The sequence below is a fragment of the Janibacter sp. Y6 genome (genome assembly GCF_040900765.1).
Lineage (GTDB): Bacteria > Actinomycetota > Actinomycetes > Actinomycetales > Dermatophilaceae > Marihabitans > Marihabitans melonis.
This window is the reverse complement of sequence record NZ_JAKLYZ010000007.1, coordinates 121,149-143,059: the sequence shown is the minus strand read 5'-3', so window position 1 is coordinate 143,059 and position 21,911 is coordinate 121,149. Positions and strand designations below refer to the sequence as shown.

Below are 21,911 nucleotides of genomic sequence, written 5' to 3'. Positions count from 1 at the left end.
CGGCCACGTGGCGTCCCACCGGGGGGACGGGGGGCGCCACGTGGTCCTCGAGGGTCGTCGGGCTCGAGTCCCCGGGCGAAGGTGCCTACCCCTTCCTACCTGCGACCACCGCCTCGTCTGGCTCGACGTCCGGGTGCCGAAGGGGGGTCCCCACCGCTGAGCGTCACCTCACCGCGCCGTCCGCGTAAGGTCGCCGCATGACCGCCGTCGCCGATCCTGGCCCCACGGCCGACGGCACCCAGGTCCTCGACGCCTACCGTCGGCGGGTCGAGGAGCATCTCGACGGCGTCGACGAGACCCTCACGGTCGACGGCACCCGACCCCACACCGACGCGCTCGTCGCGACGATCGAGCGGCTCGGGCTGCCCGGCCTGCTCGCCCGGCAGCGCGAGACCGAGCGCTTCGTCGCCGACGACGGCATCACCTACGGCACCCGGGGCCAGGAGCAGGGAGCCGCACCACCACCGTCGGGGACGCCGCAGACCGGGGCCCCGTGGACGGTCGACCCGCTGCCGCTCGTCATCGGCACCGAGGAGTGGGCCCAGCTCGAGCGTGGCGTGCGCCAGCGTGCCCATCTGCTCGACGCCGTGCTCACCGACCTCACCGGCGAGCAGCGGCTCGTGCGGGACGGCACGATCCCCGGCCAGGTGGTCTACGGGCACGGGGGCTGGCTGCCGCAGGCCGAGGGCATCACGCTGCCCGGGGCCCACCAGCTCGTGCTGCCGGCGACCGACCTCGCCCGGGACCGCGAGGGCACATGGCGCGTCTTCGCCGACCGCGCGCAGGCCCCGAGCGGCGCCGGGTACGCGATGGCGAACCGACGCATCGTCGCCCGCGTCATGCCCGACCTGCACCGGGCGAGCGACCTGTCGCGGCTGCGCGGCTTCTTCTACGGCGTCCAGCGCGCGGTCCGCCAGGTGGCGCCGCGCACGCAGGACAGCCCCCGCGTCGTCATCCTCAGCCCGGGCACCCTGTCCGAGACCGCCTTCGACCAGGCCTTCCAGGCCATGCTCCTCGGCTTCCCCCTCGTCGAGTCCGAGGACCTCGTCTCGCGCGACGGCCGGATCTGGATGCGCACGACGAGCGGGCTGGCCCCGGTCGACGTCGTCATCCGCCGCGTCGACGCGGACTGGTGCGACCAGCTCGAGCTGCGCCCCGAGTCCCGGCTCGGCCTGCCCGGCATGGTCGAGGCCGCCCGGCTCGGCAACGTCTCCGTCGTCAACCCGCTGAGCGCGGGCCTGCTCGAGAACCCCGCGCTCATCCCCTACCTGCCGACGGTGTGCCGACGGGTCCTCGGCGAGGAGCAGATCCTGCACTCGCCGCGCACCTGGTGGGCCGGCGAGGACACGCACCGCCAGCACGTGCTCGCCCATCTCTCGAGCCTCGTCATCCGCCCCATCCACCGCTTCGCCGGCAGCGACGCGATCCGCGGGTGGGACCTCGACCAGGCCCAGCGCGAGGCCCTCGCCGCGCGCATCGAGGACGAGCCCTGGCGCTGGACCGCGCAGGACCCGGTGTCGATGTCGAGCGCGCCGGTCGTCACGCCGCAGGGGCTCGACCCGCGCAACGTCGTGCTGCGGACCTTCGCCGTCGCCGACGACGAGGACTACCTCGTCATGCCCGGCGGCCTGGGCCGGCTGAGCGTCGAGCGCGACTCCGCCGACGTCTCCTCGGGCCGCGGCGCGCCGAGCAAGGACGTGTGGGTGCTCGCCGGCGACATCCCCTCCGTCACCCGCGACGACGGGGTGCTGCCCGAGCTCGTGCCCAGCCCGGCCGTCGACCACGCCGAGGCCTTCGTCGCCCCGGCGCCGCGCGTCGCCTCCGACCTCTACTGGCTCGGCCGCTACGCCGAGCGCGCCGAGTGCGCGGCCCGCGTGCTGCGGGTCGCCGACAACCTCGTCGACGACCACGCCCAGCGTCCCGGCACGACCGGTCACGCGGCGATGGTCGCCGTGCTCCGGGCGGTCACCGAGATCACCTCGACCCGCCCCGGCTTCGTCGGCGCGGGCAGCGACGAGCGCCTCGTCGACCCCCTGCCCCACCTGCGCGACCTCGTCCTCGACCCCCGCCTGTCGGGCTCGGTGAGCTGCAGCGCGCGGCGCGCGGTCGTCGCCGCCCAGGCCGTGCGCGAGCAGCTCTCGCAGGACACCTGGCTCGTCATGAGCCGCCTCGAGCACACGCTCGCGCACGTCCGGCCCGAGGACGACCTGCAGGAGATCCTCATGGAGAGCATCGAGGCCTTCCTCGCGCTCTCCGGGATCTCCGTCGAGTCCACCGTGCGCGACCCGGCCTGGGCCTTCACCGAGGCCGGCAAGCGGATGGAGCGCGCCCAGCAGACGGTCCGTCTGCTGCGCCGCACCCTCGCCGTCGTGCGCACCCCGCTCGTCGAGGGCGCGGTCAGCGAGTCCGCCCTCACCGCCGCCGAGTCCGTCATCACCTACCGCCGCCGCCTCGCCGCCGGGCTGGGGCCGCTGTCGGTGACCGAGTCCGCGCTCGACCTGCTCCTGCGCGACCGCATCAACCCGCGCTCCGTCGTCTTCCAGGTCGAGCGGCTCACCGAGGCCCTCGACCTCGTCGGCGACGACGCCGTCGTCGAGGCCACCCGAGCCCTCGCCGAGCACATCGCCGGTCTCGACCTGCCCCAGCTCATGCGCGACGACCGGGCGGGACTCGTCTCCGAGCTCGACCGCCTCGACGCGGCGCTGCGCGCCGAGCACGACCGCGTCGTCGAGCGCTACTTCGTGCGCAAGGCCACGCAGCACACCGTCCAGACCGTCTCGTGGACCGACGGGGTGGCCTGGTGAGCACCGTCCCCCACCCCGTGCCGGACCCCGAGCACCACTCGCGCCGGCCCTACGAGGTGACCCACCGCACGGAGTACCGGTACGCCGAGTACGTCACCGACTCCTTCGGCCGGGCCATGCTCGCCCCGCGCGAGACCGCGCACCAGCGCGTCCTCGAGCACACCGTCGAGATCACCCCCGAGCCCCACGTCCTCTCCGAGCACGTCGACCACTTCGGCAACCTCAGCCACTTCTACGAGGTGCGCACCCCCCACACGACGCTGTCGGTGCTCAAGCGCTCGGTCGTCGAGGTCGAGTGGCCCGCCCCGGACCTCGCCCGGCTCGACGGGTGGAGCGTCGGCGAGGCGGCCGAGATCATCGCCGCGGGCGGGATCCGGGAGCACACGACCGAGGAGGGGGTGGGGGATCCCCCTTCGCCCCCGACCCTCGACCTCGTCGAGGCGACCCAGTACGTCCTGCCCAGCCAGCTCGTCGACCTCACCGACGAGGTCGAGACGTACGCCCGCGCCGTCCTGCCCGCCGACCGGCCGCTCGGCCAGGCCCTCGTCGCGCTGTACTCGCAGATCTACCGCGACTTCCGGTACGCGAAGGGGACGACGAGCGTCAAGACGACCCTGCCCGAGCTCCTCGCCCAGCGCGAAGGGGTGTGCCAGGACTTCGCCCACCTCGCCGTCGGCTGCCTGCGGGTCGTCGGCATCCCCGCGCGGTACGTCTCGGGCTACATCGAGACGATGCCCCCGCCGGGCAAGACCAAGCTCGCCGGCTCGGACGCCACCCACGCGTGGGTCTCGGCGATGACCCCCGACGGCGGCTGGGTCGACCTCGACCCGACGAACGACCACTTCGCCGACAGCCGGTACGTCGTCACCGGGTGGGGCCGCGACTTCCGCGACGTCTCGCCGCTCAAGGGCGTGATCTTCACCGAGGGCCGCGGCAGCACGCTCGACGTCGCCGTCGACGTCATCCGTCAGGACCGCCCCGACCCCCGCGTCCACCCCCGTCCGCCCCGTCCCCAGGAGGCCCGATGACCACCGCCTTCGTCCTCGGAGGTGGCGGCGTGCTCGGCGCGACCGAGGTCGGCATGCTGCGCGCCCTGCTCGAGCACGGCATCACCCCCGATCTCGTCGTCGGGTCGAGCATCGGCTCGATCAACGGCGCCTTCGTCGCCGCCGACCCCAGCAGCGCGACCGTCGCCCGGCTCGAGGAGCTGTGGGTCGACGTCGTGCGCTCGGGCGCGCTGCGCGAGTCGCCCGTGCGCCAGGCCGCTCGCCTGGCCCGCAGCGGCACCCACGTCATGTCGCCGGGCACGATCCCGCGCCTCGTCACGCAGTACCTCGAGACCGAGCTCATCGAGGACCTGCCCGTGCCCTTCCAGTGCGTCGCCGCCGAGATCGAGTCGGCCCGCTCGCACTGGTTCACCTCCGGCGAGATCGCCCCCGCGGTCGCCGCCAGCTGCGCGGTGCCCGGGCTCTTCGCGCCGGTCGAGATCGGCGGGCTGCACTACCTCGACGGCGGCCTCGTCCACTCGATCCCCGTCGGCCGGGCGCTCGAGCTCGGCGCGGACCGGATCTTCGTGCTTCACGTCGGCCGGGTCGAGCAGCCCCTCAGCGTGCCGGCGACCCCGTGGGACGTCGGGATGGTCGCCTTCGAGATCGCCCGCCGGCACCGCTTCGTCGAGGAGATCGCAACGGTCCCCGAGGACGTCGAGCTGCACGTGCTGCCCAGCGGGGTCGAGCGCTCCCCCGCCCTGGCGACCCTGAGCGTCGGACGTGGCGAGCGGGTGTCCGACCGCATCACCGCCGCCTACGAGGCGACGGCCGACCACCTCGCCCTGCACGCATGAAGATCGGTCCCCCGCCGTACTGGGTGCAGGTCGTCCTGCGCTTCGTCTACCCGCCGCTCGCCGTCCTCGTCACGGTGGCCGCGCTGCCGCTCATCGCCCTCGGCGTGCTGCTGTGGCCGCTCGACCGTCGCATGCGTCTGGCGCGCGTCGTCTTCCTCGCCGTGTACTTCATGTGGGAGGACGTGAGCATCCTCGTGCAGTGCATGTGGCTGCGGGTGCGCTCTCCCGTCGACCGGGGCGAGGACTGGATCGCCCACCACGAGCAGCTCGTCGCGCACGCGCTGGAGAACTTCTTCCGCACCGCGCAGCGCGTCGTCTCCTTCCACGTCGTCGCCGACGGCGAGATCGACCTCGGCGACCCCACCCGCCCGGCGGTGGTCCTCTCGCGGCACGCCGGCCCCGCCGACTCCCTCGCCCTCGCGTGGATCATCGCGGCGAAGGCCCGCCGGGTGCCCCGTGTCGTCCTCGCCGCGGGCCTGCTGTGGGACCCGGGCCTGGCGCTCGTCCTGCGCCGGCTGCGCGCGTACTTCGTGCCGTCGCGCTCCGGGGCCGGCGACGACCGGACGAAGGGGGTGGCCGACCTCGCCCGCGGCCTGGCCCCCCGGGACGCCCTGCTCATCTTCCCCGAGGGACGCAACTGGACGATGCACCGCCAGCAGGCCGGGGTCGAGGCGCTGCGCGCCGAGGGCGAGCACGAGCGCGCCGAGCAGGCGGCCCGCTGGCGCTGGGTGCTCCCGCCCCGCCAGCGCGGGGTGCAGGCCATCCTCGAGGCCCGACCCGACGCGGACGTCGTCGTCGTCGCGCACACCGGGCTCGAGCTCTTCGACTCGCCGGGCGACATCTGGCGGGGAATCCCCTTCGGCCCCACCGAGGGTCTCGTCGTGCGCACGACGACCTACCCGGCGGGCGACGTGCCGCGCGACCCCGACGAGGTCGCCACCTGGCTCGACGAGCGCTGGACCGAGGTCGACGCCTGGGTGGAGGGCCACCGCCGGCCCGGGCTGCGAGGATCGTGAGCATGCTGCGCCGCCGGGACCTGCCGCTGCCGATGACGATCTCGCCGGAGGCCGCCGAGGTGGCGCACCGCGCCGACAGCACCCCGCACCGGTGGCCGCTCACCCCGCGCGTCACCGCCGTGCTGCGCCGCCGCGGCGCCCGCGAGCGCCAGGAGGCGGTGACGGCGATCGCGCGTCGGCTCGGGGTCGACGTCACCGCCTCGCAGGTCGCCGTGACGAGCGGGGGCTCCACGGTCCGCTCGCTCGTCATGACCCCGGCCGTCCCGGAGCGGGCCCGGGACGCCGGCGAGGACGAGCCGTGGGTGTTCTGGGTCCACGGCGGCGGCTTCTGCTGGGGCTCGGCGCTCGACGGCTCGGCCGTGCAGCTCGCGCACGACCTCGAGGTGCCCATCGTCTCCGTCGAGTACCCGCTCGCCCCGGAGCACCCCTTCCCCGCCGGGCTCGACGCGTGCGTCGCCGCCTACGAGGCCCACGTCGCGCAGTGGGGCCCGCGGGTCCTGCTCGCCGGGCTGTCCGCCGGGGCCAACCTCGCCCTCGGCGTCCTCGCCCGGCTGCGCGCCGCCGGCAGCCCGCAACCGGTCGGGGTGCTCGCCGCGACCCCCTTCGCCGATCTCGCCGGTCACGGCGACTCCTACACCGGCAACGAGGGGCGCGACGCCTACGTGCGGTGGTCGGGCCAGCAGGAGCGCTTCGCGCGCGCCTACCGCGGGCGGACCGGCGCCGACGACCCCTTCGTCTCGCCGGTGCACCAGGTGTGGGGCGAGCCGCCCGTGCCGCCGACGCTGCTCACGTCCGGCACGCGGGACCTCTTCCTCTCCGACGCGGTGCGCCTGCAGCGCAGCCTGCGCGCGAGCGGCGGCGACGTCGAGCTCGCGCTGTGGGAGGGCATGTGGCACGCCTTCCAGAACGACACCGCCTCGCCCGAGGCCCGCGAGTGCCTCGCCGAGACGGCAGCCTTCGGGCGGCGGGTCCTGCGCCTTCGCGACTGACGCCTCGGACCGACCCGGATTGCCTGGACGACGACGCGGGCTGAGCGGGCCATGTCCGGTAGACCAGGGGCATGACGGATCAGGCAGAGCACACGCCCGCCTTCAGCGTCCTCGGTGACCTCGGTGGTCAGCTCGTCGCGACGGCGGTCCACGCCGGTCACGACCTGCGGCCCGAGGTCGCGCAGGAGATGGTCCTCGACGAGGCGGTGCGTCTGCGCGAGGAGGACCCGTGCACGGACCGCTTCATCGCCCACCTGCCGGCGCGGGTCGTCGCCCACCGCTCCCGCTTCGAGGTCGACCTCAACCGCGTGCGCGAGGAGGCCGTCTACCGCGAGCCGGACGACTGCTGGGGCCTCGAGGTCTGGCGCGAGCACCCGCTCGACGACGCGATCGCACAGCGCTCGCTCGAGGTCTACGACGACTTCTACTCCACCCTGGCCACCCACCTCGACGAGATCTCCGCCCGCGGCCCCTTCGTCGTCTACGACGTGCACTCCTACAACCACCGCCGTGACGGCTCCGGCGCACCGCCGGCTGACCCCGACGACAACCCCGAGGTCAACGTCGGGACCGGCTCGCTGGACCGCGAGCGCTGGGGGCGGGTCGTCGACGCCTTCATCGACTCCTTCTCGACGTCGTGGACGACCATCCACGGCCCGCGCGAGCAGCGCGACGTGCGCGAGAACGTCAAGTTCGTCGGTCGCGGCCTGGCCCAGTGGGTCCACTCGCGCTACCCCGACACCGGCATCGTCCTGGCCATCGAGATGAAGAAGACCTACATGGACGAGTGGAGCGGCCGGCCCGACGACGAGGCCGTGAGCCGGATCGCCGCGGCGCTCGCCGACACCTACGAGCCGGTGCTCGCCGCGCTCGACCGGATCACCGGGCGGGGCACCGAGCTGTGAGCGAGGACGCGCCCGCGCTGCGCCGGGTCTCGGTCGCCGACCTCGCCGTCGACCACGCCCTGGCGCAGATGTCGGGCTCGATGCGCTTCCTGCTCGACATCACCCCGGTGAACTCCGACGAGATCAAGGCCGACTTCGTCGCCGGTCGCGTGCACGACCCGGTCTTCGTCTACCGCGAGCTCGAGGCCGACCCCGAGGTGCTGCGCCAGGTCGTCGACAACGTCGTCGTCTCCTCCGTCGAGGACCCGACCCTCGCGACCCTGCTGCGGGCCAAGCAGCGGGAGCTCGCGCTGCAGCTCGACATGCTGCGGGCTCGTGACAGCGAGGACTTCCGCGCCCTGAGCACCGAGCTCTACGGGTCGGCCTCGCCCTCCCTTCGTGCCCAGGCCGAGCACGTCCTCGAGGCGGTCCCGCGGCCCGAGGCGAAGGGGGAGTCCCTCACCGCGCAGGAGTTCCTCGAGCTCGCCCAGGCCGAGATCGACCACTACGCGCAGATCGACCCCGAGGTCGACATGCACGCCGAGATCCGCGACGAGGTCAACGGCATCATGGTGAGCGGCAACACCCTGCTCGTCGACCCGGACTCGGCGGTGCAGCGCGCCCGCGCCGACGCGCTCATCCAGCACGAGGTGGGCACGCACCTCGTCACCCAGGTCAACGGCTCGGCCCAGCCGGTCCAGGTCCTCGGCACCGGGCTCGCCGGCTACGACGAGACCCAGGAGGGCCTCGCCGTGCTCGCCGAGATCGGCTGCGGCGGGCTCACCCCCTTTCGGCTGCGCCAGCTCGCCGCCCGCGTCGTCACCGTGCACCGGATGAGCAGCGGCGCGAGCTTCGTCGACGCCTGGCGCGGGCTCGTCGACGAGGGCTTCCCTGAGGCCAGCGCCTTCACGACGACGATGCGTGCCTACCGCTGCGGCGGGCTGACGAAGGACGCGATCTACCTGCGCGGTCTCGTCGACCTGCTCGCGCACCTGCGCGACGGCGGCTCGCTCGACCACCTGTGGCTCGGCAAGTTCTCGCTCGACGACCTGCCGCTCGTGCGCTCACTGGCCGAGGACGGCGTCCTCGGGCCGCCGCGCATCATGCCGCGGTGGCTCGCCGACCCCGCCGCCGCGGACCGTCTGACCGACGCCGCCGGCCAGGCCGACGACGTCGCCGCCATCTGCACGCCCGCGGGCTCACCCCCGCCCGCGGACCCGACCGACCCCCCGTCGAAGGAGACCCCATGAAGATCGGCTTCGTCGTCAACGACGTCGCGACCGAGAAGTCCGTCTACACGACGACCCGGCTCGCGATGACCGCCCACCGGATGGGCCACGAGGCGTACCACATGGGGATCGGGGACTTCGCCTACGAGGCGGACGGCTCGCTGTCCGCGCGGGCGCGCACCGCGTCCTCGAAGACCTACAAGTCGCTCGAGCGCTACCTCGCCGACGTGCAGAAGCCCGACGTCGAGCAGCGCCTGCGGGTCGACGAGTTCGACGTCGTCATGCTGCGCTTCGACCCCGCCGACGACGCGGAGGAGAACCCGTGGGCCGGCAACGCGGGCGTCGCCTTCGGGCAGCTCTTCGCCGCCGCCGGCGTGCTCGTCGTCAACGACCCGACGTCGCTGGCCAACGCGCTGAGCAAGGCCTACTTCCAGCACTTCCCCGAGATCGTGCGGCCGCGCACCCTCATCTGCCGCGACGAGGAGATGATCGAGCAGTTCGTCGCCGACCTCGGGGGGCGGGCGGTGCTCAAGCCGCTGCAGGGCTCCGGCGGCAGCGGGGTCTTCCTCGTCAACAGCAAGGAGTCGCCGAACCTCAGCCAGATCATCGAGGCGATCTCGCGCGACGGCTACGTCGTCACCCAGGAGTACCTGCCCGAGGCCAAGGACGGCGACATCCGCATGTTCGTCATGAACGGCCGTCCGCTCGAGGTCGACGGCCAGGTCGCGGCCTTCCGCCGGGTGAGCCAGAGCGACGACCTGCGCTCGAACATGTCGACCGGCGGCAAGGCGCAGAAGGTGAAGATCACCGACGACATGCTCGAGATGGTCGAGGCCGTGCGGCCCAAGCTCATCGCCGACGGCATGACGCTCGTCGGGCTCGACATCGTCGGCGACAAGCTCATGGAGGTCAACGTCTTCAGCCCCGGCGGCTTCGGCTCGTGCGAGCAGCTCTACGGCATCGACTTCGTGCCGCGGGTCATCGAGGACCTCGAGCGCAAGGTGAGCGTGCGCCGGCACTACAGCGACATCCCGAACGTGCGGCTCGCGACGCTCTAGGCCGAGCCCGGGTCGCGCACGACGACGACCGGCACGTCGTGCTCGCGGCCGAGCTGCTCCCAGTGGGCGCTCGGCCGCGACGCGAAGGCCGTCTCGAGCTCCGACCTCGTCGAGCCGACGTGCTCGGCGAGACGGGCCGCGAAGTGGGGCTCGATCGCCCCTACCGCGACGTACCCGTCCGAGGTCGCGTAGATCGCGTACCCCGGCAGCGCGCCGCCGAGGACGGCGCCCGGGCCGGTGAGCCCGTGGCGCAGCGAGGCGGCGGCATCGTCGGCGACCTCGTCGAGCACGACCCGCTCGTGCACGGCCGCGCCGAGGCTCTCCCGCACCCGCAGCCCGGCGAGCGTCGCCGACACGGCGCGCTCGGAGCCCAGCACGTCGACCATCGGCACGAGGGGCATCGTGGGCGGCGCGACCATGCCGCGCGAGGCCTGGTAGGTGAGGTCGTGCCCGGCCTCCTCGGCGCGGTCCCCGTCGTAGCCGACGACCTCGACGAGGAGCAGGCCGTGACGCTCGACGCTCTTGGGCAGGCCGAGCCGCTCCAGCGCCGAGGGGCGCATCGAGGTGAGCAGGACGTCGACACCGGCGAGCCGGTCCTCGAGGGCCGCCCGGTCAGCAGGGTCCTTGAGGTCGAGCCGGACGACCTCCTGGCCACCGACGAGCTCGGTGTACCAGGTGGGGGCGACGAGGGCGAGGGGGTCACCCGTCGGGGGCTCGACCTTCGTCACCGCGGCGCCCATCGAGGTCAGCCGGGCAGCGGCGAGCGGGCCGGGGAGGTTGACGGCGAGGGAGACGACACGGACGCCGTCGAGCGGGCGGTGGGCAGCGGTCATGGCCTCATCGTCGCCGATCCCCCGCCGTCCGGCGCAGGTCCGGTCGAAGAAGGATCGTCACCTCGAGGTGACGATCCTTCTTCGAACCACGAGGGCGCCGCCGGCGAGACCGGCGACGATCAGCACCAGGCCTGCCACGCCGAGGACCCCACCCCCGAGCGCCCCGCCGCCGCCGACCCCGCCGTCGAGCCATCCCCGTACGAGCGGCTCGAGGACCGCGCCGGCGGGCACGACGAGCCGGGCGAGCACACCGAGGCCGTCACGGCGACGGGCGAGCGCGCCGACGAGCCCGAGCGGCACCCCGGCGACCGCCGCGGCGACGAACCACCCGAGGTTGTCGGCCAGGCCGGACCAGGGGGTGAGCCCCGTGAGCGCCCCGAGCACGTAGTAGGTCACCAGCGAGAGCAGCCCGACGACCGGTCCCGCGAGCGCAGCGGCGGGTGCGCGCCGCACGAGCCAGCCGGCGAGCACCGCCTGGCCGGCCCACACCGACCCGGCGTTGGCGAGCACGAGGACCACCCGGGCGGCGGGGTGCCCGTCGAGCTGGTCGGCGGCCGCCGCCGCGAGCAGCGTGAGCACCGCGAGCCCTGCCCCGACGAGGGCGACGAGCGCCCAGGCCCGTCTCACCGCCCGGGGTGGCGCAGCGACTCCAGCCAGCTCGACGCCTCGGCGAAGGCGGTGTCGGAGGTCAGCGGGTCGACGGAGACCGCCTGGCCGTTCGCCGCCGGGTAGGAGCCGACGAAGCGGACCTCGGCGCACACGCGGTGCAGGCTCATGAGCGCCTCGCCGACACGAGCGTCCGCGACGTGCCCCTCGAGGTCGATGGAGAAGCAGTACGACCCCATCGACTCCTTCGTCGGGCGCGACTCGAGCCGGGTCATGTTGATCCCGCGGGCGGCGAGCTGCTCGAGCAGCTCGAGCAGACCACCCGCGCGGTCGCTGCGCTGGTAGAGCACGACCGTCGTCTTGTCGAAGCCGGTCGGCGTCGGCAGCCACTCGGGACGCGAGACGACGACGAAACGCGTCACCGCCGAGGACAGGTCGCCGATGTCGTGGGCGAGCACCTGCAGGCCGTGGTTGTGCGCGGCGACCGGCGCGCAGACGGCGGCGTCGAAGGGGGCGCCCCCCGCCGCGAGGTCGGCGGCGGCCGACGCGGTCGACAGGGTCGCGACGTAGCCCGCCTCGGGGGCGTGCTGCTGGGCCCAGCCGCGCACCTGCGCCCACGCGTGCGAGTGGGTGCCGATGGCGCGCACGTCGGCGAGCTCGACGCCCTCACGGGCGGCGATGACGAAGGTGATCGGCACGAGGACCTCGCCGGTGACGCTCAGCGGCGCACCCGAGGCGAGGGCGTCGAGGGTGGCGCTCACCCCCCCTTCGACGGAGTTCTCGATGGGCACGACGGCCGCGTCGATCTCGCGCTCGCGCACCGCGGTGAGGGCGGCGTCGACGGACCCGAAGGGGACGTGCTCGGCGCTCGTCGCGGGTCGCCACGACAGCAGCGCCATCTGGGTGAAGGTGCCCTCGGGCCCGAGGTAGCCGAAGCGCGTCACGTGTCCTCCTAGCGGTCCTGCCGGTCAGCGCCAGTCTCGCCCAGAGGCGCCGGCGGCGGCCACGCGGTCCCGCTCCTCGGCACGACGGTGGACGACGGCGCCGCTCAGGCGGTCGGCGACCCGGCCCGCGCAGCGGCGACGGCCTGGCGCTCCTCGGGGGTGAGGGTCGTCTCGGACTCGCCGCCGGCGACCCCCTTCGCGTAGGTCCGCGACTCGCCGCGGCCGTGGATCGAGGTGAGGACGAGGCCGTCGCCCTGCCCGTCGAGGAGCGCGGCGGAGAAGGAGAGCCGCCCGCCCATGTCGCCGAAGGCGTCGTAGCGCACGACCGCGACCCGGCTCAGCGCGGCGTCGACCTCGGCCCGCAGACGACGGGCGTCGGCGTCGCCGATCGGGGAGCTCCGCTCGACCTCGACGAGGCGTCGGCGCAGGACACCGAGCTGACGGGCCAGGCCGAGCGCGAGCAGCACGGCGAGGACCGCGACGACGAGCGCGACGACGGAGAGGAGCACGGCTGCGACCCTAGCCCTCGGCCCGGTCCGCGCCGACGCCCGCTCGTGGTCTGCGAGCACCGCTCGTCGCGGGCCCGCGACGACCGGGCCTCGTGGACTGCGAGCGGGGCTCGAGGGCCTTGGTGCGGTGGATCGCCCACGCGAGCAGCCCGAGGATCACGAGCGAGCCGATGACGTTGCCCTCGACGAGGACGTCGCCGACGACGGCCGGCTCGCGCCCCTCCCGCTTCCACAGCACGCCCCAGAAGGGCATCGTGCACACGAACCACGCGAAGGGGATCACGGCCGCGACGACGCGCGGGCGGTCGCGCCAGGCCGCGGCACCGAGGATGGCCGGCACGATCACCATGAGCCAGTGCAGGTGGTGCACCCACGAGACCGGCGACAGCAGGAAGCCCGCGAGCCCGATGACCGCGGCCTCCATGAGCCAGTCGCCCTGCTGGTAGGCGCGACGGCCGAGCCAGAAGACGACGACGCCGACGACGAGCAGGTAGGGCGCCCAGGCGAGGAGCAGCTCGCTGCCGTCGAGGCCGCGGCGCAGCAGCAGCGCCCGGAAGGCCTGGTTGGCCGAGCCGTCGTTGGGGCCGAGCCGCGTGGGGTCGGACAGCGCCCCGCCCCAGAAGGCGAAGGAGGCCGGCGGCAGGATCATCCACGCGCCGACGGAGACGAGCGTCGCGGTGATGATCGCGGTCGCGGCCTCGCGCCAGCGGCGGCACACGAGGTAGTGGATGACGAAGACGCCGGGGGTCAGCTTGATCGCCATGGCGAGCCCGACGAGCACCCCGGGCGGGACCGTGCGCAGCAGGCGCGTCCTGGGCCGCTTGAGGTCGAGCAGGATCGCGAGGACGAGGAAGGCGTTGATCTGCGCGAAGCGGATGCCGTCGCCGACCGGCTGGGTCCACAAGAAGGCCCCGGCCACCGCGGCGACGAGCACCGGCGCCCACGCCCCGGCCCGGTCGCGCAGGTGGTACCAGGCGACCCACGCGATGGCGAGGTCGGCGGCGAGCTGCAGGATCGTCCACGACCAGGCGGCGACGGCGAAGGGGACGAAGGCCAGCGGTACCGAGAGCAGCGCCGCGACCGGCGGGTAGGTGAAGGGCAGCAGCTGCGGCGGGTCGGTCATCTGCTCGTAGATCGGCCGGCCCTGGAGCACGGAGATGCCCGCCTCGCGGTAGACCTGGATGTCGACCTGCCATTGGTCCTGCGGGAAGAGGAACATGAACTTCGTGATCGGCCAGGCGGCGAGCGCGACGAAGACGAGAGCCGCGAGCACCCAGTGGGTCGTCGTCGGGGTCCGTCGGGTCACCGGGTCATGGTCGCAGACGTGGGTGGGTGCTCTCCTGCCGCCCGTGGCCTCAGAGGACGTCCAGGCTCGGCCCGCCACAATGGCCCGGTGACCCGACTCCTCCTCGCCCTCGTCGCTGCGTGCGCCGCTGTCCTCGGCGCGGTCCCGGCGGCATCGGCGACGGGTACCACGGCGCTCACGGCCCCCGACCCGAACCAGCCGGCGGTCGTCGTCCTCGGCGCCCCGGGGCTGAGCCTGCGCGACCTCTCGCCGCAGGAGACGCCGACCCTGTGGTCGCTCGCGACGAAGGGGGCCACCGCCGACCTCGTCGTGCGTGGCGGGTACCTGCAGACGTGCGGCGTCGACGGCTGGCTCAGCCTCGGCGCCGGCGGCCGGGTGGCCTTCCCCCGCCCGGGCAGCCCGGACCTCACCGACCCGGAGGCCGCGCCCGTCTGCCCCGAGGTGGGGCTGACCGGCACGGGCGCGGTCGAGGGCTGGGGCGACGCCGTCGACCTCGTCCGCGAGCGCAAGACCGACGCCACCCTCGGCGTCCTCGCGGACTCGCTGCGCGCCGCGGGCACGTGCGTGGAGGCCTCCGGCGGGGCGGGCGCGAGCATCGCCGCGGCGGACGGCCGCGGCGAGGTCGGTGACGGCTCCGGCGGGTGCGCGGTGCGTCTCGTCGACGTCGGCCAGGTCGACGGCGAGCGCGACGCGTCGCGGCAGGCCCAGGTGCGCGACGTCGACACGGCGGTGCAGGAGGCGGTCTCGGGCCTGCCCGAGGAGACCCTCGTCGTCGTCGCCGGTCTCGGCGACTCGGGCACCGGGCCCGCGCTGCGGGCCCTCGTCTACTCCGGCGGCGGCGACCCCCGCAGCGCGGCGGGCGTCGAGCCCGGCGCGCTCAGCTCGCCCACCACCCGGCGCACCGGCGTCGTCCAGCTGCCCGACCTCACCGCCGACCTCCTCGAGCGCGTCGGCGCCGAGCCCGTCGCCCCGCTCGCAGGTCGCCCCCTCTCCCTCGTCCGCGACGACCGCGGTGGTGCCGCCGAGCGCCTCGCGGACCAGGCCGACGTCGCCGGCCAGCTCGAGGTGGCCGACGCGAGCATCCCGCCCTTCTTCCGCGGCCTGGCCGCCGTCGTCGTCGTGGCGAGCGTCCTCGGCGCCCTGGCCTGGGCGCTGCTGCGTCGCCGCCCGGCCCGCCGCCCGCTCGTGCACGTCCTGCGCACCGCCGCTCTCGTCCTCGCGAGCGTGCCGGCCGCGACCTACGCGGCGACGCTCGCCCCGTGGTGGTCGGGCGACCACCCCGTCCTCGCCCTCGCCGGCTGGACGGCGCTGGGCGCCGGCCTGCTCACCGCCCTGGCCCTCGCGGTCACGGCCGGCAGCACCCGCCGTGGCCTCACCGCCGTCGGCGTCGTCGGCGGCGTCACCGCGCTCCTGCTCACCGCCGACCTCCTGCTGCGCGACGGCGCGTCGATCCTCCTCGGCGTCCTCGGCCTCCACCCCTGGGACGGCGGCCGCTTCTACGGCTTCGGCAACGTCCCCTTCGCCCTCTTCGTCACGGGCGCCCTGCTCGCGGTGACCGCGCTGCTCGACCCGCTCCTGCGCGCCGGCCGACGCCGGGCCGCGACGGCCCTGGCCGCCGTGCTCGGGCTCGTCCTGCTCGTCCTCGTGGCCGCCCCCTTCGTCGGGGCCGACGGCGGCGGCACCCTCGCGGTCGTGCCCGCTGTCGGCTACCTCGTCCTCGCCGTCTCCGGCGCGCGGGTGACGCTGCTGCGCCTGCTGCTCATCGGTGTCGTGACGGTCGGCGGCTTCCTCGCCGTCGCGGGGCTGGACTACCTGCGGCCCGAGGACGAGCGCAGCCACCTCGGACGCTTCTTCGGGCGCGTGCTCACCGGCGACGCGTGGGAGGTCGTCGAGCGCAAGCTCGTGATGAATCTCGAGATGCTCCTCGGTCCCGAGCGCGCGGCCCTGCTCGTGCCGGTCGGCCTCGTCCTCGTCATCTGGGCGCTCACCCGTCCCGGCAGCCGTCTCGCGCGTCCGCTCGCCGGCCCGCTCGAGGAGCACCCGGCCCTGCGCCCGGGCCTCGTCGCGCTCGTCGTCGCGCTCACCGCCGGCTTCCTGCTCAACGACTCGGGCACGGGGATCCCGGCCGTCGCCTCGATCATCCTCGTGCCGAGCCTCGTCGTCCTCGCCCTGGCCGCCGGCCCGGCCGCAGGACGAGCAGCCACACGATCGCCGTGACGAGCGGCACGACGACCATCCGCCACGCGAGTGTCACGGTCGCCATGTCCTCGGGGATGCGCACCCGCCCCGGCACGTAGCCGATCGCGACGACCGCGCCCTGCACGACGAGGGCCGTGAGCAGCCGCGGGGCCCGCCCGCCGTCGGCGACCCACCACGCGAGGGCCGCCCACATCGGCAGGGCGTACCAGGGCAGCACGTAGGCCGCGCCGAGCGCGTAGGCCGTGACGAGCACGAGGAGGAGCCGCTGGGGCCCGCTGTCCGTGCCGGGCAGCCGGCGCCACAGGACGGCGGCGAGCACGACGCACAGCACGGCCGACGCCCGCGCGACCCACGCCCGCGCGCTCGGCTCGGCGACACCGAGGTCGAGGACCGTGTAGACGGCGCGCCACGGGCTCGCGTAGCTCACCCCGTCGCTCGCGGTGAGCAGCTGCCCGAAGACGTTGGGCCCCGCCCACAGGTGGAGGGGCACGGCGACCGCCAGGCCGGCGAGAATCACCGCGACGACCCGCGCCGCCGCCCCCTTCGTCACGGCCCTCACCCCCTTCGCCACGGCCCTCACCCCCTTCGCCGAGGACCTCAACCCCTTCGCCGAGGTATGGGGATCCGCTCTCTGGACGTCCTCCTGAGGACCGATCTCCATATCTCGGCGGAGGTAGAGCCAGGCGAGGACGACCACGACGACGCCGGCGGTGATCTTCGTCGAGGCCGCGACGCCGGCGAGCGCCCCCGCGAGGAGGGCACCGGGCACCCCGCGCACCCGGGTCACGAGCAGCGCCCCGACGAGCGCGGTCGTCGCGAGGAGGTCGACGTGCGCGCCGAGCACGCCCGCACCGAGGACGAGGACGTTGCCGGTCCACCACGTGTCGACGCTCTCGCGGTCGCCGGTGAGCCGCAGGAGCAGCACGCGGCCGAGCAGCCAGGCGGCGACGACGAGGACCTGCCAGACCCAGACGACCTGGCGGGGCAGCTCACCGCCGACGAGGGCCGACAGCCCCATGAGCCCGGTCGCGACCGGCCCGTAGACGCTCGGGGTGTCCTCCCACGGCGGCTGCACGGCCGAGGTGATCCGGTCCGGCCCGAAGTCCTGCGGAGTCGTCACCCACGGGTCGCCCCCCTCGACGAGGATGTGCCCGTAGGCGGCGTAGTTCGTGTGGTCGGCGGTGCCGTAGGGCACGGTGAGCAGGACGAGGCCGCCGACGAGCGCCCAGGCGGCCCAGGGGATGTCGAGCCGGGAGGGGACCCGCAGGCCACGCAGCAGCGCGGCCGCGCCGAGCGCGTAGCCCGCGACCTGCAGCGCGACGACGACCCACCCACCCAGCGGCAGGTCGGGCAGGTGCGGCACCCAGCCCGCCGGGCCGAGCGGCGGGGCGGCGACCGAGGGGTGGGCGAGGCCGACGAGGAGCAGGCACAGGAGCGAGCCGGCGAGCAGACCGAGGCGAAGGGGGTCGCGCCCGGCTCGGTGAGGACCGGTCGGCAGCGCGTCGGGTGCGTCAGCCGCCACGGAAGCGCCGCTCGAGCAGGGCTCGCGAGACGTCGCGCATCTGACGGGCGCGGTGCACCTGACCGGCGAGGTCGGTCCCGGTCGCCCGGTGGGTGAGCGGCACGGGCACCTCGACGACCCGGCCCCCGGCGCGAAGGACGTCGACGAGCATCGCGGCCTCGACGCCCCACCCGGCGGCGAGGGGGCTCGCCCAGCCGAAGGCCTCACGCGTCATCACGCGCATGCCGTTGAGCGGCTGCTCGACCCGCCGTCCGGTCATCGTCTCGATCTGCCCGCGGGCCAGGCGCACGACCCGTCCCCCGCCCTGAGAGCTCGCGGCCCGCGGGATGTTGGCGACGGCGAGGTCGGCGACCCCGGCGAGGACCGGCTCGGCGAGCGGGCCGAGGTGCGCGGCCGACCCCTCGAGGTCGGCGTCGGCGAAGAGCAGCACCCAGGGCGGGCCACCCCGACGTGTCTCCTCCTCGGCGACCCGGGCAGCGCCGGTCGTCATCGCGGCGGCCTTGCCGAGGTTGGTCGGGTGGCGCACGACGAGCGCACCGGCGTCGGCGGCGGCGGCCGCGGTGTCGTCGCTCGAGCCGTCGTCGACGACGACGACGAGCTCGACCTCGGGCAGCGCGCGCAGCGCGGCGACGGTGGCGCCGATGCGCTCCGCCTCGTCCTTGGCCGGGACGACCGCCGCCAGCGCGCTCATGATCAGCGCAGCGTGACCTGGCGCGACAGCAGCCCGGAGCGGGCGCGGCGCTCGTCGGCGCTCAGCGGCTCGTCGCGCAGGGCGGCCTCGTAGCGCTCGCGCATCGCGGCGAGAGCGTCCTCGTGCGTCGCGGGCTCGGAGTCGGCGGGGACCTCCCACACCGGCACGAGGAGCCCGCCGGCACGGAAGGCGCCGAGCAGCTTGTTGCCCTCGCCGAGCTCGGAGCGGCCGGCCGCGGACAGACGGGCGAGGGCGTCGGTCGCCGCGTCCTCGTCGTCGCCCAGGACCCAGCGCACGTAGGTCCGCTCGCCGATGCGGCACCAGTAGGCGGAGGGGGCCGAGCTCATCGCGACGGTCGGGACGACGCTCTCGTTGGCCCGGTCGAGGGACTCCTGGCCCTCCTGGTCGAGCTCGCCCTCGCCGACCCAGAAGTCGAAGCCCTCGTGGACCTCGAGCGCGAAGGGGGCGTCGAGGTCGAGCAGGTCCTGCAGGCGCGGGGTCGCCTCGGTCGCGCGCTCGGCGCGCGGCACCGGGCTGCCGGGCTCGGCTGCGAGGGTGGCGAGCAGGGCGGCGGCGAGGTCGCGGCTGGCGTCGCCGCTGCTCGAGCCGGACTGGCTGGCGACGAGCACGGTGCCGTCGGCGCGGTGCAGGCCCGACCATGCGAGGGGCAGGACCGAGGCGAGGGTCGCCGTCGTCGGCGCACCCTCGGGCACGGCGTCCGCGCGCAACGTCAGCGTCGCCGTCGCGGCGGGGACGATCTCGTGAGCCGCCACCCAGTCGGTCTCGCCCGGCAGACCCGCGAAGGGTCGAGCCACGTACGGGGCGGGGGCGACCTTGACCCGGCCGCCGTCGGTCTTCTTGCGTCGTGATGCCTTGCCCATGGCGTGCAGCCTAGGTCAGGGCGCGGTGGGTCAGCTCCCGACCCGACGGCGCGAGGGCCCGCCGAGCGATGCCCACACGGTGATCCGCTTCTCGTCCTCGGAGACGCCCCACTCGTGGGCGAGGCTGCGCACGATGCGCAGGCCGCGTCCCGAGGTCGCCCACAGGGCCGGGGGGACGGGCTTGGGCGCGGTGTGACCGCCGCCGTCGCTCACCTCGACCTCGCACACCTCGCCGCGCACCTTCCAGTGCACGCGCACGCAGCGGTCGGGCAGCGGGCTGCCGTGGCGCAGGGCGTTGGTGACGAGCTCGGTGACGACGATCTCGGCCTCGTCGATGATCTCCTCGGACATCCCACGCGCCTGGAGGTCCTCCATGAGGGCCGCCCGGATCGGGGGCAGGATGTCGCGGTCCCACTGGGCGCGGATCGTGCGGGCGTGGCCGTCGCCGGGCTGCGCGCCGAACTCGTTGAGCAGCTCTCGGGCGTCGTCCTGTGCGGGCTCGCTCACGGTGTCTCCTGTCGTCGCGGCGGGTGCCGGGCCATCGTATGCGCTGGTCAGACCGTGGTCTGACGCGCAGGGCGCGAGGTGTGCCTAGGCTCGCCGCGATGGACACCCCCGCTCTCGGCGGCCCGCTGGCCCGCCACCCCCGTGTCGTCGACGCCCTCGTCGTCGGCCCGCTGCTCCTGCTCGGCGTGCTGCCGGCGACGCTCGCCGCCGTCGGTCCCGAGGTCGACGGACCGGGCGTGCCGGCCGGGCTCGTCCTCGTCGTCACCCTGCTCCAGGTCGTGCCCCTGTGGTGGCGCCGCACCCGCCCGGAGGTCGCGGCCGCGGTCGTCGTGCTCGCCCACCTGGCCCAGCTGCCGCTCACCGACGGGCCGCTGCCGAGCAACGTCGCCGCCCCCTTCGCCGCGTACGCCGTGGCGGCCTGGTCCGGCAGCCGCCCCGCACGTCTCGCCGTGCTCGTCGTCAGCGTGCTCTCCGGCGGTCTCGGGGTCGCCGACTGGTGGGACCCCGAGCTGTCGGCGGTGCCCCAGGTCATCAACGCGATCTTCTTCAGCGCCGTCGCATCCCTGTGCTGGGCGTGGGGCGACCTCACCCGGCGCCGGCGCGAGCTGCTCCAGCGACTGCGTGAGCAGAACCTCGCCCTGCGTCGCGACCGCGACCAGCGGCTGCGGATTGCCGCGCAGGACGAGCGCACGCGGATCGCCCGCGAGATGCACGACGTCGTCGCCCACTCGCTCGCCGTCGTCGTCGTCCAGGCCGACGGCGGCGCCTACGCCGCGACGGGCTCGGCGCACTGGGACCGCGAGCAGGCCGCCCGGACCCTCAAGACCATCGCGGCCACCGCTCGTGAGGCCCTCGCCGAGACCCGGCGGCTCGTCGGGGTGCTGCGCGCCGACGAGCTCGACGGCTACGCGCCGACCGAGTCGGTCGCCGACCTGCCGGCCCTCGTGCACCGCGTCCGCTCCTCCGGCCTGCCCGTCGAGCTCGTGAGCGACGACCTCGACGGGGCGAGCCGGGACGTCGGGCTCGCGGCGCTGCGGATCGTCCAGGAGGCCCTGACCAACGTCATCAAGCACGCCGGCCCCGGCGCGACGGCGAGCGTGCGGGTGGGCCGTGACGACGGCCTGTGCGTCACCGTCGAGGACGACGGGCGCGGCGCGGCGGCCACGGACGACGGCCAGGGGTACGGCGTCGTCGGCATGCGCGAGCGGGCGAGCGCCCTCGGCGGGCACCTCACCGCGGGCCCGCGCGCCGGCGGCGGCTACCTCGTCACCGCCCACCTGCCCGAGGACCCGGGACCGACCCGAGAGGACCAGCCGTGAGCTCACGCACCGACCACCACCCCATCCGCGTCGTCCTCGTCGACGACCAGGCGCTCGTGCGAGCCGGCTTCCGGATGGTGCTCGACGCCCAGCCCGACATGGTCGTCGTGGGCGAGGCCGAGGACGGCCAGCACGCCCTCGAGGTCCTCGGGGCGGTGAGCGCAGACGTCGTCCTCATGGACATCCGCATGCCGCGCATGGACGGCGTCGCCGCGACCGAGGAGCTGCTGCGCCGCGACCCCGACGGGCCGAAGGTCGTCGTGCTCACGACCTTCGACCTCGACGAGTACGCCTACGCCGCTCTGCGCGCCGGGGCCTCGGGCTTCCTGCTCAAGGACGCGGGGCCCGCCGACCTGCTCGCCGCGATCCACGCGGTCCACGGCGGCGACGCGGTCATCGCGCCGAGCACGACCCGGCGGCTCGTCGAGCACCTCACCCGCGACGGGGCCGGGCAGGGGGTCGCGCCCTCGCCCGCGCAGCCGGACGAGCCCGTCGGGGCAGACCACCCCCGTCTGGCCGCCCTCACCCCGCGCGAGGTCGAGGTGATGCGGGCGGTGGCCGAGGGGCGCAGCAACGCCGAGATCAGCGCGGAGCTGTACGTCGCCGAGGCGACGGTCAAGACCCACATCGGGCGCATCCTGCACAAGCTCGCGCTGCGCGACCGGGTGCAGATGGTGCTCCTCGCGTACGACACCGGCCTCGTCGCGGTACGACCAGGGTCGTAGCCGTCCGGCCGGTCGGGTCGGCCTGCGGGCCGACGACGCGAGGGGG

20 protein-coding genes are annotated in these 21,911 nt (G+C 74.8%); 11 read left to right on the top strand and 9 right to left on the bottom strand.

Going from position 1 to position 21,911, the window contains the following annotated elements; translation table 11 throughout:
* The first annotated feature begins 197 nt into the window (after window positions 1–197).
* From L6241_RS15240 to L6241_RS15205, 8 genes are all read left to right on the top strand, one after another.
* The gene (locus L6241_RS15240; RefSeq protein WP_368246945.1) at window positions 198–2,804 is read left to right on the top strand and encodes a circularly permuted type 2 ATP-grasp protein; all 2,607 of its coding nucleotides are present in this window, start codon (window positions 198–200) and stop codon (window positions 2,802–2,804) included.
* Window positions 2,801–3,832 carry a transglutaminase N-terminal domain-containing protein gene (locus L6241_RS15235; RefSeq protein WP_368246944.1) on the top strand — a complete coding sequence of 344 codons (1,032 nt, stop codon included), beginning with the start codon at window positions 2,801–2,803 and terminating at the stop codon, window positions 3,830–3,832. Before L6241_RS15240 ends, L6241_RS15235 begins: the two co-directional genes overlap by 4 nt.
* Window positions 3,829–4,647, top strand: a complete 819-nt coding sequence (locus tag L6241_RS15230; protein WP_368246943.1) for a patatin-like phospholipase family protein — start codon at window positions 3,829–3,831, stop codon at window positions 4,645–4,647. The genes L6241_RS15235 and L6241_RS15230 overlap by 4 nt, the downstream gene beginning before the upstream one ends.
* Window positions 4,644–5,663, top strand: coding sequence for a 1-acyl-sn-glycerol-3-phosphate acyltransferase (locus L6241_RS15225; protein ID WP_368246942.1), 1,020 nt, complete (start codon window positions 4,644–4,646; stop codon window positions 5,661–5,663). Before L6241_RS15230 ends, L6241_RS15225 begins: the two co-directional genes overlap by 4 nt.
* Window positions 5,664–5,665: 2 nt before the next feature.
* A complete protein-coding gene (locus L6241_RS15220; RefSeq protein ID WP_368246957.1) occupies window positions 5,666–6,652 on the top strand; it encodes an alpha/beta hydrolase in 987 nt (328 codons plus the stop codon).
* Window positions 6,653–6,723: 71 nt separating this feature from the next.
* Window positions 6,724–7,557, top strand: coding sequence for an N-formylglutamate amidohydrolase (locus L6241_RS15215; protein WP_251720843.1), 834 nt, complete (start codon window positions 6,724–6,726; stop codon window positions 7,555–7,557).
* Complete coding sequence (locus tag L6241_RS15210; RefSeq protein WP_368246941.1) at window positions 7,554–8,786, top strand: flavohemoglobin expression-modulating QEGLA motif protein; 1,233 nt, start codon at window positions 7,554–7,556, stop codon at window positions 8,784–8,786. Before L6241_RS15215 ends, L6241_RS15210 begins: the two co-directional genes overlap by 4 nt.
* Window positions 8,783–9,823, top strand: a complete 1,041-nt coding sequence (locus tag L6241_RS15205; protein ID WP_251720845.1) for a glutathione synthetase — start codon at window positions 8,783–8,785, stop codon at window positions 9,821–9,823. Before L6241_RS15210 ends, L6241_RS15205 begins: the two co-directional genes overlap by 4 nt.
* Here the strand turns inward: L6241_RS15205 and L6241_RS15200 are convergent.
* From L6241_RS15200 to L6241_RS15180, 5 genes are all read right to left on the bottom strand, one after another.
* Window positions 9,820–10,656: a CoA transferase gene (locus L6241_RS15200; protein ID WP_251720846.1), complete on the bottom strand. Its 837-nt coding sequence runs from the start codon at window positions 10,654–10,656 to the stop codon at window positions 9,820–9,822. The genes L6241_RS15205 and L6241_RS15200 overlap by 4 nt on opposite strands.
* Before the next feature lie 57 nt (window positions 10,657–10,713).
* Window positions 10,714–11,283 (bottom strand): DUF6518 family protein, encoded by a 570-nt coding sequence (locus L6241_RS15195; protein WP_368246940.1) that lies wholly within the window; start codon window positions 11,281–11,283, stop codon window positions 10,714–10,716.
* Window positions 11,280–12,206, bottom strand: a complete 927-nt coding sequence (gene pheA / locus L6241_RS15190; RefSeq protein WP_123092625.1) for a prephenate dehydratase — start codon at window positions 12,204–12,206, stop codon at window positions 11,280–11,282. The genes L6241_RS15195 and pheA overlap by 4 nt, the downstream gene beginning before the upstream one ends.
* Window positions 12,207–12,310: 104 nt before the next feature.
* Complete coding sequence (locus L6241_RS15185; RefSeq protein ID WP_368246939.1) at window positions 12,311–12,715, bottom strand: DUF4446 family protein; 405 nt, start codon at window positions 12,713–12,715, stop codon at window positions 12,311–12,313.
* A 10-nt stretch (window positions 12,716–12,725) separates the two neighbouring features.
* Window positions 12,726–14,021 (bottom strand): glycosyltransferase 87 family protein, encoded by a 1,296-nt coding sequence (locus tag L6241_RS15180; RefSeq protein WP_368246938.1) that lies wholly within the window; start codon window positions 14,019–14,021, stop codon window positions 12,726–12,728.
* 87 nt (window positions 14,022–14,108) lie between these two features.
* Here L6241_RS15180 and L6241_RS15175 point away from each other — a divergent pair, with 87 nt between their 5' ends.
* A complete protein-coding gene (locus L6241_RS15175; RefSeq protein ID WP_368246937.1) occupies window positions 14,109–16,238 on the top strand; it encodes a hypothetical protein in 2,130 nt (709 codons plus the stop codon).
* Here L6241_RS15175 and L6241_RS15170 read toward each other — a convergent pair.
* From L6241_RS15170 to L6241_RS15155, 4 genes are read right to left on the bottom strand one after another with little or no spacing between them, the layout of a single operon-like run.
* Window positions 16,159–17,742 carry a hypothetical protein gene (locus L6241_RS15170; protein WP_368246936.1) on the bottom strand — a complete coding sequence of 528 codons (1,584 nt, stop codon included), beginning with the start codon at window positions 17,740–17,742 and terminating at the stop codon, window positions 16,159–16,161. The genes L6241_RS15175 and L6241_RS15170 overlap by 80 nt on opposite strands.
* Entirely contained in the window at window positions 17,732–18,433 is a 702-nt protein-coding gene (locus tag L6241_RS15165; protein ID WP_123092629.1) for a glycosyltransferase, read from the bottom strand. Before L6241_RS15165 ends, L6241_RS15170 begins: the two co-directional genes overlap by 11 nt.
* 2 nt (window positions 18,434–18,435) lie before the next feature.
* Window positions 18,436–19,314, bottom strand: a complete 879-nt coding sequence (locus L6241_RS15160; protein ID WP_251720853.1) for a DUF5926 family protein — start codon at window positions 19,312–19,314, stop codon at window positions 18,436–18,438.
* A 30-nt stretch (window positions 19,315–19,344) separates the two neighbouring features.
* Window positions 19,345–19,821, bottom strand: a complete 477-nt coding sequence (locus tag L6241_RS15155; protein ID WP_083968346.1) for an anti-sigma regulatory factor — start codon at window positions 19,819–19,821, stop codon at window positions 19,345–19,347.
* Window positions 19,822–19,919: 98 nt separating this feature from the next.
* Between L6241_RS15155 and L6241_RS15150 the strand changes: the two genes are divergently transcribed.
* Window positions 19,920–21,140 (top strand): sensor histidine kinase, encoded by a 1,221-nt coding sequence (locus L6241_RS15150; RefSeq protein WP_368246935.1) that lies wholly within the window; start codon window positions 19,920–19,922, stop codon window positions 21,138–21,140.
* Window positions 21,137–21,865, top strand: coding sequence for a response regulator transcription factor (locus tag L6241_RS15145; RefSeq protein ID WP_308222106.1), 729 nt, complete (start codon window positions 21,137–21,139; stop codon window positions 21,863–21,865). The genes L6241_RS15150 and L6241_RS15145 overlap by 4 nt, the downstream gene beginning before the upstream one ends.
* The last annotated feature ends 46 nt before the right edge of the window (window positions 21,866–21,911 follow it).